Origin of the sequence: Paractinoplanes brasiliensis (assembly GCF_004362215.1) — a bacterium.
Taxonomy (GTDB): domain Bacteria; phylum Actinomycetota; class Actinomycetes; order Mycobacteriales; family Micromonosporaceae; genus Actinoplanes; species Actinoplanes brasiliensis.
Genome location: NZ_SNWR01000001.1, coordinates 3869870 through 3884204 on the forward strand (window position 1 = coordinate 3869870; position 14335 = coordinate 3884204).

Consider the following 14335-nt stretch of genomic DNA (forward strand, 5'->3'; position numbering starts at 1 on the left):
CATCCGACTTTGCTTTGGCTCTGGATGTGATGGGTTGGGCTACGACCGGCATGGCCGCTCGATATCAGCACGTCACGGACCCTGTGCGAGCAGAGGTCGCAAAACGTGTTGGTGGTCTTATCTGGGGAGAGTCTGAGCAGCGCTGAGGGGGATCTAGCAAATCGGCTGAGAGACGATCATAAGTTGAAAATTGGCTGCAGCGATCGAACCTTGCGTCTGGAGAGTTCGGGATTAGAATTGCTACAAAGTGTTCCGGTCGCAGGTTTGTTTCTGCGACCGGAACGCGCTTATCGTAGAAGCCCGCGTACTACCAGTAGATGGCGACCATCTCGACATTCATGTGACGCCCGAGGGGCTCGGCTGGCGTTAACGGCTTTGGAGGAGGCGCCTGGAATTGTCCATCGATGGAGAATCCAGCCTGGACCAATGCCGCTGTGCGGAGTTTCGCAGCTTCGCTGGAATCCAGTTCCGTGGCTGTCGCTCGTTGCACCAGATTCCGGATGTCCTCAAAGGCTGAGCGTCGGCTTTCGTGACTTGCGTACGAATCGCCGAGACTGACTGCTTTCGCTGCTATCTCCGCCTCAGCTTCGACAGTCAGTGATGATCCACTAGCCGATACAAGCAGGCTGGAGTATTTCTGCAGCGCTTCTATCATATGCTCGGACTGGAGCTGTTCCTGATTAGTGGCCGCATTGTAAGCGCCGGAGAGGAATCCCGAGGCTAGAAGGCCGAATTCCCTGATCGCGTCTGCGAGATCGGGTGCAACTCCACCCAGAACATCAACCATTTTGACCGGCGTCCAGGATTCTTTGAGTGAATCATCCGTAACTCGACACAGGATATTGAATGTAGAGTTCCCGTATAGGACTTGCCTAATGTCTTTCCAGTATAGCCGCTGTTCTGTTACCCCTACAATATACAAGGGTTGAAACGCGCCGCCACCTCCGGCGATTTGATCAGCGATCTTCCGGTGGATGAGAAGTACCTTGCCGGAATTTTCAATGGCCACATAGTCGAGCGCTCGGGCGCGTACAGGAATGAGATCTACTAGCATGCGCTGAAGCAAGCGGTTAATGGCTAGCGGCTCTTGAAGGTCATCTTCAAGGCCCGGGAACATCTCTGGGCTTTCTTTGACGAGCTCCACGAATGAGTCGAAGGCTGCACTCATTTTGTAAATGGGGTCTGCAGCGAGTTCCACTCGCAACTCTGCCATCGCGCCACGGCTCCAGTCCCCGGGGCTGAATACCCAGCCCTCGAAAGCGGTTCTCCCGGCGCCCTCAATTATTTCTGCAACTGTTCGTACCTTTGGAGGGTCGACGCTAGTCGCCATTGGTTGGATCACAAGCCGAGAACTCTCAAGCTCGTACAGGTCCTTGAAGGTAGCTTGGACAGTTGCTTTTCGAAGAACTTGCGAGCTGTGGGTGACCGTTCCTTCTGTCTTTGACTTAATTTCCCCCTTCGCCACGCCGGCGGTGACGCCGCCGGTGGTCTGGATTTCGCCCTTGAGCGAGTCGGTCTGAGTCTCTGTGAATTGATCTGCGATAGCTCCGACCCTTGATGTGATTAGGCTAAAAACGCTGACGTCGTCGAGATACACGAACTCTCGAAGGTCCGCGTCAGCGCGACGCACCGCTTTGCTCTTACGTCTCCGGCGAAGCCAGCCGCGGAATTTTTCTCTAGCGCTCATTTCGCCTCGCTGTCCGGCGTAGAGTTCTTCCTTTGCCGTCGCTTGGATTCGTTGACGCGTTCAAAACCGCCGATTAAGTCCTCTGCGATAATCGTTTTTCGCCGGTCCGTCACCGCCAACAGCGCAGCCTCACTCCAAATTGCTGCAAGCTCCGCAGCAGACCATTTATCTGATCTACTCGCAATATTAGAATATGGGAGCGGTTCCTCGATGGTGAGCTTTCTTGCAGATGCCCGCAACATTGCATCGCGGTCAGATTCGCTGGGGAGTGGAAATTCCAGCTCCCAATCGAATCGACCCGGTCGACGCAAAGCCGAGTCAATATCCTGCGGGCGGTTTGTAGTTGCGATTACCATGACGTTGGCCTTAGGCGAGAATCCGTCCATTAAGGTGAGCAGTTGAGCGACGATTCGCCGTGAAGCCTCATGCGCGTCCTCGGACCTTTGAGTTGCGACACTGTCTATTTCGTCGAAGAAGATGATGGCCCGGTCTTGCCTGTCGGCATGCTCGAATATCTTTCGTAGCAACTGTTCGCTTTGACCGTACCATTTGCTGACGATCTCAGGACCGCTAATTTGGTAAAAAGTTGCGCCCGCCTTATTGGCGATAATCCGTGCAAGCATGGTCTTACCCGTTCCGGGTGCTCCAGTGAAGAGCACTCCCTTTATCGCTTTGGCGCCAATCTTCTTTAGGGCGTCCCCGTGCTGCAGTGGAACCTCGATCAACTCGCGCGCTCGGCGCATAACTTGCGGCAATCCGCCGAAGTCTTCAAAATCGAGGCCCATGTCGGCGCCTTGAATGAAGGGCTCGACATCATCGTCATTGATGCCCTCATTGTCCAAGAACCTGATTGGGCTGTTGGAAATGACCTGGATGACCCCGCCGAGCGGCGTGAACTCCACGGTATTTCCCACAGCGTACTTGGGATCATTGACCGTTGGTATAAGGCGGTTCGTCCCGGATTGCTCGACAACAGTTTTGTCTGGGTTCTTGATTTTGACGACTCCGACGAGGTGGTCCTCGCGCCAGATCTCTGGAGGTGCCTTCTCGATGTTGTTCTCGAAGATCAGGACCGTGTCGCCCGATTCGAGATCGAACACCCTGTCGCTGGTAGCCCATGCGGTTCCCGTGTTTGTAGCGAAGTACACCGTTTTGCCGTTGTCGGCCAGTTTGACGACGCGGGCGGGAACCCCGTAGGGGCTGAAGTTGATGGAGCCGGTCACGGCAGCATGGTAAGGGCGAGGTACGACAAGTTCGAGTGTGCACACGCGCGCTGGTTGGGACAGGCATGCGCGACCTAGTTTTGAGACAGTGGAGTTTGCGTTTTCAGCCGCCCCCTGGCACGGAGGTGCGAGTGCCGTTCGCGGAGATGTTCGTGCAGCATCTCGGCCCGGCCGGTCGGGGTCGCGGAGGCGCGTCGGTCCCCGGGGTTCCGGAGACCCAAAATGAGACGAAGACTGAGACGTAGATGTACAGCAGGCCGGACCCTCGGGCCCGGCCTGCTGGTGCCTCACCTGGTGAGGGTGGCGGAGGATACGAGATTCGAACTCGTGAGGGGTTTCCCCCAACACGCTTTCCAAGCGTGCGCCCTAGGCCTCTAGGCGAATCCTCCGTCAGCCAGGATACAGATGCGTGCGCCGTGGGACGCATGGGTCCCCGCCTCGGCGCGGCCGGGCACCGGCTACACTCGTCGTAGCCTCTCGTGCGGCGTGTATCTCGTGAACCTCCCCAGGGCCGGAAGGCAGCAAGGATAAGCGGGCTCTGACGGGTGCACGGGAGGTCTTTTCTTTTCCCTCCCCACCCCAGCGGTACCTGGGTTGGTTCTTGTCGTACCCCCGGCGGACAATGGCGCGGTCGTCGAGGAGGGGCACCAGTGGCACTCGCGCTTTACCGCAAGTACCGGCCGCGCACGTTCGCGGAGGTCATCGGACAGGAGCACGTCACCGAGCCGTTGTCGCAGGCTCTGCGCAGCGGCCGGCTGCACCATGCCTATCTCTTCTCCGGCCCGCGCGGCTGCGGCAAGACGTCAAGCGCGCGCATCCTGGCCCGCTCGCTCAACTGCGAGCAGGGCCCCACACCCGAGCCGTGCGGGGTGTGCGCCTCGTGCCGGTCTCTGGCCAACGACGGCGCCGGTTCGATCGACGTCATCGAGATCGACGCGGCCAGCCACGGCGGTGTCGACGACGCCCGCGAGCTACGGGAAAAGGCGTTCTTCGCCCCGGCCAGCAGCCGCTACAAGATCTACGTGATCGACGAGGCGCACATGGTCTCGTCGGCCGGTTTCAACGCGCTGCTCAAGCTCGTGGAGGAACCGCCGGAGTACGTGAAGTTCATCTTCGCGACCACCGAGCCGGAAAAGGTGCTCGGTACCATCCGGTCGCGCACCCACCACTACCCGTTCCGGCTGATCCCGCCGGCCGTGCTGCGGCCCTACCTGCAGCAGCTCACCGAGGCCGAGGGGGTGCAGGTCGAGCCGGCCGTGTTCCCGCTCGTGGTGCGGGCCGGCGGTGGCAGCGCACGCGACACGCTGTCGGTGCTCGACCAGCTGATCGCTGGGGCCGGGCCCGACGGGGTCAGCTACGCGCGGGCGATCGCCCTGCTCGGCGTCACCGACGTCACGCTGATCGACGAGATGTGCGACGCGATCGCGGCCGGCGACGGCGCGGCGGCCTACTCGACGATCGACCGGGTCGCCGAGGCCGGTCATGACCCGCGGCGGTTCGCGTCCGACCTGCTCGAACGTTTCCGCGACCTGATCGTGCTGCAGCAGGTGCCCGACGCGGTGGCCAAGGGCCTGATCGACGGCCCGGCCGACCAGCTTGAGGCGATGGGCGCCCAAGCGGCCCGCCTCGGCCCGGCCACCCTGTCACGCTGCGCCGATATCGTGCACAACGGCCTGGTCGACATGCGCGGCACCACCGCGCCGCGGCTCCTGCTCGAGCTGATCACCGCCCGCATGCTGCTGCCCGGCGCCGAAGACTCGACGGGGGCGTTGCTGCAGCGTCTCGAACGCGTGGAGCGACGGTTCGCGCTGGGCGGGGAGCCGCTGACGTTGCCCGAGGGCGCGCCGGTGTCGGCCGCTCCGTCGTCGGCTGCTTTGGGCCCTTCGAGCGGCGGCGGTGCCCCGGTTGGCAGTGCCCCGGTTAGCGGCGCCCCGGCCGTCGGTACACCAGCGTCCGGCGCGGACGGCAGTGCGGGGCGGTCGGCTGCTCGGGCTGCGGCCATGGCGGCCGCCCGGCGGGCCGGTGGCGGCGGCAGTGGTGGTCGTCCGGCCGCCGGTCAGGCGCAGGCCTCCGCAGTTGGTGCGACGCCTGCCCCAGCCGCTTCTGCCTCCGTCGCGGCTGCTTCCTCCGCGCCCGATTCCTCCGCGCCCGATTCCTCCGCGCCCGTCTCCGCGCCCCAGGCCGGCGCGGCGCCGGGTAGTGCTGCCACCGCTCCTGTCTCGGCGGCTCTGGGCGGAGCGGCGTCGGCTGTGTCCGTTCCCTCGGTTCCGGATGGCGTTGTCCCTGCGCGTGGCGTGTCTGCCGCAGCGGCGTCGGCGGGCTCCGACGGCACGGACTGGAATGACGTGGCCGACGGGGGTGCTGCCGGCGGGAATGGGAACGCCGCCGCAGTCGCCGAGCCGGAGTATGACGAGCCGCCGTGGGACGACGAGCCGGAACCGGACGAGCCGCAGTCCGGCGCAGGGCGGCCGGCATCCGGGCCGACTGTCCAGGGGACACCGCAGCCTGCCGGTTCCCGCCCCGACGAGCCCGGACGACGGCCGGTCGAGGACGCGGCCGCCGGGCCATCCGAGTCGATGGTCGGTCACACCCCGGCACAGCCTGAACCTGCCCCTGAGCCGAGCGAATCCGCGGGGCCGGTTGCCGCAGCTCCGCGACGACGGGAACCGGCTGGTGTCCTGCCAGACGCGCCGGAAGAGCCGGCGGCCGCCGCGATGGAGGCGGCTGTGCCGGGGCCGTTGACGGCGCAGGCTGTGCGGCAGGTGTGGGGTGAGGTGCTCGACGAGGTGAAAAAGCAGCCTCGGGGCGTCGTTCTGCGGGCGATGGTGGCTGACGCGACGGTGCGCGAGGTTGAGGGCCAGACGCTGTTCCTCACCGTGCCCTCGTCGACCCATGCCCAGCGGATCAGCCAGGAGCCGGCGCTGCCGAACGCGCTGTACGAGGTGCTCGGCGGGCGCTGGGAGGTCCGTTGCGAGGTCGCCGGGCCGGGCGGCGGGGGGTCGGCCTCCTCGGGTCCGAGCCGGAGTGGCCCCTCCGGCGGCGGCGCGGCGCGTGGACGGAACCAGAACGCGCCCGGTCAGCGCACCGAGGGCGGCGGCCGGCGGCAGAACAGCCCGACCCCAATTCGATCGGGCGCGGCCGACGCAGCAGGGGACCGACCGGGCGCGGCCGACGCAGCCGGGGGCCGACCGGGCGCGGCTTCCGCGGGCGTGGCTCCTTCAGCTGCGGCTCCCGCGGGGGCAGCTCAGCGGGCGACGCAACCCGCGGCTGCGGGCCGGGCGCCGCACACCCAGCGGCGGCAGGCCGACAGCCCCACGTCAGCAGGCGACGACGACTGGCCGGAGCCGGTACGCCCGGGCGGCCTGTCCGCGACACCCGTCGCCGCGATAGAAGAGGACGACGACGAGGACTGGCCGGAGGTGCGCCCGATCCCGACCAGTCCTCCGCCCCGCGCCTCGGAACCGGAAGCCCCGGGCGCGACCCGGCTCGCCTCCGACGGCGGGATCGGTCGCGTAACCGGTGAGGCGGCGGACAGCGGCGGTTCCGGTGCGGCCGGGACCGCCCCGGCAGCTTCCACGTCCGGGGGATGGAGCGCGGACGGAGGTGGCGAGACCGAAGCGGCGTTCACTGGCGGTCCGGTCGGCGCAGGCGCAAGCCACAGTGCAGACGAGCGAGAGCCTGACGGCGTCGCGGCGGGTGGACTTTCCGTGAATAGCGTTTCCGGGCCTGGCTATGCGGATCAGGGCAGCAACGAGGGGGGCGGTCCGGCGACATCAGGTCGGGTGAACGCTCCTGAGAATGGGATACCGGAAATTTCCGTTATCGACCGATTCGATGCAGGTTCGAACACTGACCGAGGGGCCGAGCCAGACGGCGGCATGCCCGGACCAGCCGGTGATATGCCTGGGCGAGACGGGGGCGGGCCCGGGTCGGGTGGTGGCGCGTCTGGGCGAGGCGGTGACACGCCCGGATCTGGTGGTGGCGTGCCTGGGCGAGACGGGGGCGGCCCCGGGTCGGGTGGTGGCGCGTCTGGGCGAGGCGGTGACACGCCGGGATCTGGTGGTGGCGTGCCTGGGCGAGACGGGGGCGGCCCCGGGTCGGGTGGTGGCGCGCCTGGGCGAGACGCGGGCACGCCCGGACCAGGCGGTGGCATGCCCGGGCGAGACGATGGCAGGCCCGGGTCGGGTGGTGGCGCGCCTGGGCGAGACGGCGGCATGCCCGGGTCAGGGGGCGGCGTGCCTGGGCGAGATGTGGGCGGCGCGACGGCAACGCCTGGTGTGGACGCGTCGACCGGCGGAGCGGCTGGGGGGAGTGCGGCCGTTGCCGCCGCGCGGGCGGCTGCGGCTCGAGCTGCGGCGCGGGCGGCTGCTGCGGGCGGCGGCAGCGCGGCGAGCATGGGCGGTTCAGCAGGCGGCGCCGTCTCCGGCACCGGGTCGGCGAGTGGCAGTGCGGCGTCGAGTGGCGGCCCGGCCGCCGGCCGTGCGGCCGGGGCAGTGCGTGGTGCTGGAGGCGGGCTTGCGGCGGCTCGGGCCGCGGCGGCGGGCGCTCGGGGCGCTGCGGGGGCTCGGCAGAGCGGCAAAGGCGACGCCTGGGCGGACGGTTCGCCGACGGAAGAGGCACCTTACGACCCGGAGTTCGACGGCCCGCCGAAGGCTCGGGGCGGGTATGAGGGCTTCGACCCCGGGGACGAGCCGCTGGACGACGTGATCGACGAGAAGACGGCTCGTGAGAGCAGCGAGCAGCAGGCAATGCGCCTGTTGCAGGAGGCGTTCGGGGCCGAGAAGATCGGGGAGAGCTGACCGGCTCTGAGGGTGACCCGCCGGGCCGCCGAAAGCCGGGGACGGCCTGGGGACGGCAGCTGGCGTTGCCGGCACGCCCGGTTCGCCGGTGGTGCGGTTGAGGGGATGACGTCGCGTACGGGATGAGGGGTTTGGTCCCGAGTGGCGTGCCGTGGCGTGTGCGTAGGGGGCGGCTACGCTGGGCGGCGGTTACGGTGGCGTCCCAGTGGTGATTGATGGGCGTCAGCGTTCAACACGGACTTCGAAGAGGGAGCGGTGCCATGCGGCCCGGTGGACAGCCGAACATGCAGCAGATCATGAAGCAGGCGCAGAAGATGCAGCAGCAGGTTGCGCAGGCTCAGGCTGAGCTGGCCGCGGCCGAGCTGACCGGCACCGCGGGTGGTGGCCTGGTCACGGTGACCGTGACGGGGCTCGGGGAGTACAAGTCGGTGAAGATCGACCCGAAGGCCGTGGACCCGGAGGATGTCGAGACCCTGGAAGACCTGGTGCTCGCGGCGATTCACAACGCGGCCGAGGCGCAGCGGGAGCTCACCGAGGAAAAGATGGGGCCGGCCACCGGTGGTCTGTCCCTGCCCGGGTTCTGATCGCGTGTACGAGGGCGCCATCCAGGATCTGATCGACGAGCTGGGGCGGCTGCCGGGTGTCGGCCCGAAGAGCGCCCAGCGGATCGCTTTCTACGTGTTGTCGGCGGATCCGGCCGACGTCAACCGGTTGTCCACGGCGCTGCGCAAGGTCAAGGAGCTGGTGCGGTTCTGCACGACCTGCTTCAACGTGGCCGAGTCGGAGCAGTGCCGGATCTGCCGCGATCCGCGCCGCACCAACGAGGTGTTGTGTGTGGTCGAGGAGCCCAAGGACGTGGTGGCGATCGAGCGGACCGGCGAGTTCCGGGGCCGCTATCACGTGCTGGGCGGGGCCATCAATCCGCTTGAGGGCATCGGCCCGGACAACCTGCGCATCCGTGAGCTTCTGCAGCGGCTCGGCACGGGCGAGGTCAAGGAGCTGATCCTCGCCACCGATCCGAACACGGAGGGTGAGGCAACCGCCACGTATCTCGCCATCATGGTCAAGCCGATGGGGATCTCCGTCACTCGACTGGCAAGTGGTCTGCCGGTCGGTGGTGACCTTGAGTATGCGGACGAGATCACTCTGGGTCGCGCCTTTGAGGGGCGGCGCGCCGTTTAGTCCGCACATAGCGTGATCGTATGATCACAACGCGATAGCATTTTGGCCCGGAATCGCTGCTTGCAAGCCTTGTACACGGTAGTTTCCGTTTGGTCGGGGCCGCAGGTCACGGTCACATCACGACGGGGACACGGAACCGCTCGTGTGCGGTCGGTGAACTTGACCTGAAGCACCGCAGTAGGTGAGTGTTCCTCCGATGGCGGCACACCCGCCGTCGAGTGCCTTCGTGGCGTCGGTCTGATCTGACCCGCGCGGCGAGGGTCGGCACTCGAGGCATGCGATAACCGATCGGTTGCCGTTCGCTGCGTGGGCCATCGTCATCCGGTCTTGCGGGGGCTCTCCAGCCCTGCGCGCCGGGGGCCGTGGACTCATGCTCGTCCGGCCGCCGGGAGAGGACCGGCGCTTAGATGTCGCTTGGCCCAGAGGCGTCGGTCACCGACGAGAAGACTGCGCCTACCGCCGACGCGGCTGACCGCCCTGGCGAGAAGGCGATCGCCGGACGATCGCTCAAGCAGATCGCGTGGCGTCGCCTGAAGAAGGACAAGGTGGCGATCGCCGGTGGTTGCGTTGTCATCTTCCTCGTCGTCGTGGCGATCCTGGCCCCGCTGCTGATCAAGCTGTTCGGCCACCCGTGGGACGAGTATCACCAAGACGCGCTCGACACCGAACTCGGCACGGGCCTGCCCAAGGGCGCGCTCGGCGGCATGAGCTGGGATTACCTTCTCGGTGTGGAGCCGGTGACCGGCCGCGACATCTTCAGCCGGATCGTCTACGGAGCGCAGACCACGCTGGCTGTCGCGTTCCTGGCGGCCTTCCTGGCCACGTTCCTCGGCACCGTCTTCGGCCTGGCGGCCGGCTTCCTCGGTGGCTGGGTCGACACGGTGATCAGCCGGATCATGGACTTCCTGCTGGCCTTCCCGCAGCTGCTGTTCGCCATCGCGCTGCTGTCGGTGCTGCCGGACGAGTTTTTCGGGCTCGGCCCCCGCTGGTCGCGGGTCGGCGTGCTGATCGGCGTCATCGGCTTCTTCGGCTGGCCGTACATCGGCCGGATCGTGCGCGGCCAGACGCTCTCGTTGCGGGAGCGGGAATTCGTCGAGGCCTCACGCAGCCTGGGCGCTCGTTCGGGCCGGATCCTCTTCCGTGAGCTGCTGCCCAACCTGGCGGCGCCGATCCTCGTCTACACGACGCTGATCATCCCGACGAACATCCTGACCGAGGCCGCGCTGAGCTTCCTCGGCGTCGGCATCCCGCCGCCGAACCCGTCGTGGGGTGGCATGTTGTCGGACGCGGTGCAGTTCTACCGCATCGACCCGATGTACATGATCGTTCCAGGCTCGGTGATCTTCATAACCGTGCTGGCCTTCAACCTCTTCGGTGACGGCCTGCGCGACGCGCTCGACCCCAAGGCTCGCTGAGCCGGCGGGACGAAGAACCACGCAATTTCCGCGGACCGGCCGGGTTCGCTTTCGAGGAGGTAGGAACAGGTGGCACGCAAGACAAGGGTGCTGGCGGCGTCAGGCGTCGCCCTCGCACTCGGGCTGACCACCGCCGCGTGCGGTGGCAGCTCGGATGACGACAACAAGGGCAGTACTGCTTCCAACGGCAAGTCGGAGTTCAACGCCGCGGTCACCAGCGTGGTCAACCCGAGCACGGCCAAGGGTGGCACGCTCAACCTGTGGTCGTCGCAGGACGCAGACAGCTGGGACCCGGCGCGTGGCTACTACGCCTTCGTCTGGAACCTCAACCGTCTCTACACCCGCAAGCTGGTGGACTACGCCGCCACGCCGGGCAAGGACGGCCTCAAGGTCGTGCCCGACCTGGCCGAGGCCGAGCCGACGATCAGTGACGACAAGCTGACCTACACCTTCAAGCTGCGCAGCGGCCTGAAGTGGGACGACGGCGCGCCGATCACGTCGAAGGACGTCAAGTACGGCATCCAGCGCGTCTGGGCGACCGACGTGATCACCGGCGGCCCGTACTACCTGCCGAACGTGCTCGACCAGGGCCAGAACTACAAGGGCCCCTACAAGGACACTGCCCCCGACAAGCTGGGCCTGAAGTCGGTCACCACGCCGGACGACCAGACGATCGTCTTCAAGCTGGCCAAGCCGTACTCGGACTTCCTGTACCTGCTGGCCATGCCCGGCTCGGGCCCGGTGCCGCAGAAGCGGGACACCGGCGCGCAGTACGGCGCGAAGCCCGCGGCCTCCGGCCCGTACATGTTCAAGTCGATCGCGCCCGGCAAGAGCGCCGAGTGGGTCCGGAACCCGAACTGGGACCAGGCCACCGACCCGATCCGCAAGGCGCTGCCCGACGCGATCAAGCTGACGATCACCACCAACGCCGACGACCTGGACAACCGTCTGCTCGCCGGCACGGCGGACCTCGACGTCGGCCAGACCGGCGTGCAGGCTGCGGCCCGCACCAAGCTGCTGACCGACAACACCCTGAAGGCGAACGCCGACGCCCCCAACACGGGCTTCCTCCGCTTCGCCGACATGACGCCGGTCGCGCCGCTCAACAACATCGAGTGCCGCAAGGCGGTCATCTACGCCGCCGACCCGACCTCGATCCAGACCGCGCGTGGTGGCCCGTTCGCGGGTGGCGACATCGGCACCAGCATCCTCCCGCCGAACATCGCCGGCTCGGACGAGAACTACGACCCGTACAACCGCAAGCAGGGCAAGCCGCAGCTGGACAAGGCCAAGGAGGCCCTGACCAAGTGTGGCCAGCCGAACGGCTTCAACGTGACGATCGCCGCCCGTAACAACCGGGCCGCCGAGGTCAAGACCGCCGAGGCGCTGCAGGCGTCGCTCAAGGCGGCCGGCATCACCGCCAAGATCGACCAGTACGACGGCGCGCAGGACTCGGCCATCGGTGGTTCGCCGGAGATCGTGAAGCAGCGCGGTTACGGCATCATCATCACCGGTTGGGGCGCGGACTACCCCAGTGGCGCCGGCTACATGCAGCCGCTGGCCGACAGCCGGTTCATCACGAAGAACGGCAACTTCAACCGTTCGGAGATCAAGGACCCGGCGATCGACAAGCTGTTCGACGACGCCGCCGGCGAGACCGACCCGGCCAAGGCCGCGGAGATCTACAAGCAGATCAACCAGAAGATCATGGAGGGCGCGTACGTGCTCCCGTTCGTGGTCGACAAGGCGCTCAACTACCGCAACCCGCGGCTGACGAACGCGTACGTGCACGAGTCGTTCGGCATGCTGGACTTCCAGGCGCTCGGCGTCAGCGACGGTAAGTGATCTCGCGCTGCCCTTAACGGCATCGGGTATATCGAAGGGTTGGTGAAGGCCGCCCGGATAGGGTGGGCATCGGTTTCCGCGAGGAGGCCGGTGCCCACCCATCCGATGGCCGAACGTCGTGCTGTCATACATCGTCCGTCGCGTGTTCAACGCGATCATCACGCTGCTGGTGGTGACTGCGGTCACGTTCGGCATCTTCTTCGCCATTCCGAAGGCGATCGGCACCGACCCGGCGCTGCTCTACATCGGTAAGCAGTCGGACCCCGCGGCCATCGAGGGCATCCGGCAGAAGATGGGGTTCGACGAACCCATCTACGTGCAGTACGGCAACTTCCTCAAGGGCATCGTGGCCGGACGTGACTACTCGAACGGCGCGGACGTCACCCACTGCCCGGCGCCCTGTCTCGGTTACTCGTTCTCGACCGACCAGGAAGTCACCCCGCTGCTGCTGGAGGACATCCCGGTCACCCTGTCGCTGGCGCTCGGCGCGGCGGTGCTGTGGCTGCTCATCGGCATCTCGGCCGGCGTGCTCTCGGCGTTGCGCAGAGGCTCGTTCGTCGACCGGGCCGCGATGACCACGGCCCTGGCCGGCGTCTCGCTACCGGTCTATTTCACCGGTCTGCTTTCCTCGGCGATCTTCGTGTACGCGCTGGGGTGGCTGCCGGAAAGCAACTACGCACCGCTCACTGAGGACCCTGGGCAATGGTTCACCAGCCTGATCCTGCCCTGGATCACGCTCGCGTTCCTGTTCGCGGCGACCTACGCCCGTCTCACCCGCGCCAACATGCTCGAGACCCTGGGCGAGGACTACGTGCGTACGGCCCGGGCCAAGGGTCTCACCGAGCGGATCGTCATCGGTAAGCACGCCCTGCGCTCCGGCCTGACCCCGATCGTCACGATCTTCGGCCTTGACCTCGGCGCGCTGCTCGGCGGCGCCATTCTCACCGAGAACGTCTTCAACCTGCGCGGCCTGGGCTATCAGGCGCTCAACGCGATCCGGCAGAACGACCTGCCCATCATCCTGGGCGTGACGCTGATCGCCGCGTTCTTCATCGTCTTCGCGAACCTCATCGTCGACCTGGTCTACGGCTGGATCGACCCGCGCGTGCGGCTGGCCTGAGGGAGAGTCACGTGTCCATCGGCGCCACCAACAAACGCCCGTTCCTCGAGATCAAGGACCTCACCGTCCGGTTCGAGACCGACGACGGCATCGTCCAGGCGGTCTCGGGCTCCACGTTCAGCCTCGAGGCCGGCCAGACCCTGGGCATCGTCGGCGAGTCCGGCTCGGGCAAGAGCGTCACGTCGCTCGCCGTCCTCGGCCTGCACCGCACCCGCAGCAACGCCAAGGTCAGCGGCGAGATCTGGCTCGAGGACCAGGAGCTGGTCACCGCCACCGACGAGGAGGTACGTCAGCTCCGCGGCGGCAAGATGGCGATGATCTTCCAGGACCCGCTGAGCGCGATGCACCCGTACTTCACGGTCGGGTCGCAGATCGTCGAGGCGTACCGGGTGCACCACCCCGGCGAGAACAAGAAGGTCGCCCGTGAGCGCGCGATCGACATGCTGGCCCGGGTCGGCATCCCGCAGCCCGAGCGGCGCTTCAACGACTACGCCCACCAGTTCTCGGGCGGCATGCGGCAGCGCGCGATGATCGCGATGGCGCTGGTCAACGACCCGAAGCTGCTGATCGCCGACGAGCCGACCACGGCCCTCGACGTGACAGTGCAGGCGCAGATCCTCGACCTGATCCGCGACCTGCAGGAGGAGTTCCACTCCGCGGTCATCATGATCACGCACGACCTCGGCGTGGTGGCCGAGCTCGCCGACGACGTCCTGGTGATGTACGGCGGCAAGGTGATCGAGAAGGGCGCCGCGCTGGAGGTCTTCCAGAACCCGCAGCACCCGTACACGTGGGGCCTGCTCGGCTCGATGCCGCGGCTCGACCGTGAGGTGCGCGACCGGCTCACCCCCGTCAAGGGCTCGCCGCCCAGCCTGATCAACCTGCCCGACGGCTGTGCTTTCCACCCGCGCTGCCCGTACGCGGGACGCAACGGCAACCGGTCGTTCACCGAGGTGCCCCTGCTGCGCGGCGACGCGCACAAGGTCGCCTGCCACCTGCCCCCGGAGGATCGCACCAGGATCTTCCGGGAGGAAGTGCTCCCGAACCTGTGAGCGGAGAGAAAA

The 14335-nt window shown here is 66.7% G+C and carries 9 protein-coding genes, 1 tRNA gene and 1 other RNA gene; 8 read left to right on the plus strand and 3 right to left on the minus strand.

What is annotated here, in order from left to right; translation table 11 throughout:
- Positions 1-307 precede the first annotated feature (307 nt).
- The 3 genes from C8E87_RS17355 to C8E87_RS17365 form a co-directional block, all read right to left on the minus strand.
- The gene (locus C8E87_RS17355; protein WP_133874068.1) at positions 308-1597 is read right to left on the minus strand and encodes a DUF6414 family protein; all 1290 of its coding nucleotides are present in this window, start codon (positions 1595-1597) and stop codon (positions 308-310) included.
- Positions 1598-1683: 86 nt separating this feature from the next.
- A complete protein-coding gene (locus C8E87_RS17360; protein ID WP_133874069.1) occupies positions 1684-2910 on the minus strand; it encodes an ATP-binding protein in 1227 nt (408 codons plus the stop codon).
- A gap of 301 nt (positions 2911-3211) precedes the next feature.
- Positions 3212-3299 (minus strand) — tRNA-Ser (locus C8E87_RS17365).
- 79 nt (positions 3300-3378) lie between these two features.
- Between C8E87_RS17365 and ffs the strand changes: the two genes are divergently transcribed.
- From ffs to C8E87_RS17405, 8 genes are all read left to right on the plus strand, one after another.
- Positions 3379-3475, plus strand: an RNA gene (ffs, locus tag C8E87_RS17370) — signal recognition particle sRNA small type.
- Between the two features lie 85 nt (positions 3476-3560).
- On the plus strand, positions 3561-7709 hold the full coding sequence (locus C8E87_RS45575) for a DNA polymerase III subunit gamma and tau (RefSeq protein ID WP_239080540.1): 4149 nt from the start codon (positions 3561-3563) through the stop codon (positions 7707-7709).
- 284 nt (positions 7710-7993) lie between these two features.
- Positions 7994-8293 (plus strand): YbaB/EbfC family nucleoid-associated protein, encoded by a 300-nt coding sequence (locus tag C8E87_RS17380; RefSeq protein WP_221478302.1) that lies wholly within the window; start codon positions 7994-7996, stop codon positions 8291-8293.
- Between the two features lie 4 nt (positions 8294-8297).
- Positions 8298-8891, plus strand: coding sequence for a recombination mediator RecR (gene recR / locus C8E87_RS17385; RefSeq protein WP_133874071.1), 594 nt, complete (start codon positions 8298-8300; stop codon positions 8889-8891).
- A gap of 407 nt (positions 8892-9298) precedes the next feature.
- A complete protein-coding gene (locus tag C8E87_RS17390; protein ID WP_133874072.1) occupies positions 9299-10306 on the plus strand; it encodes an ABC transporter permease in 1008 nt (335 codons plus the stop codon).
- Between the two features lie 69 nt (positions 10307-10375).
- Entirely contained in the window at positions 10376-12151 is a 1776-nt protein-coding gene (locus tag C8E87_RS17395) for an ABC transporter substrate-binding protein (RefSeq protein ID WP_133874073.1), read from the plus strand.
- A gap of 118 nt (positions 12152-12269) precedes the next feature.
- On the plus strand, positions 12270-13271 hold the full coding sequence (locus C8E87_RS17400) for an ABC transporter permease (RefSeq protein ID WP_133874074.1): 1002 nt from the start codon (positions 12270-12272) through the stop codon (positions 13269-13271).
- Between the two features lie 11 nt (positions 13272-13282).
- Positions 13283-14323, plus strand: a complete 1041-nt coding sequence (locus C8E87_RS17405) for an ABC transporter ATP-binding protein (RefSeq protein ID WP_133874075.1) — start codon at positions 13283-13285, stop codon at positions 14321-14323.
- The last annotated feature ends 12 nt before the right edge of the window (positions 14324-14335 follow it).

Excerpts from the sequence above, each read along its gene's own strand:
- C8E87_RS17380 (WP_221478302.1), top strand. The coding sequence starts at position 7,994 with ATGCAGCAGATCATGAAGCAGGCGCAGAAGATGCAGCAGCAGGTTGCG.
- C8E87_RS17390 (WP_133874072.1), top strand. The coding sequence starts at position 9,299 with ATGTCGCTTGGCCCAGAGGCGTCGGTCACCGACGAGAAGACTGCGCCT.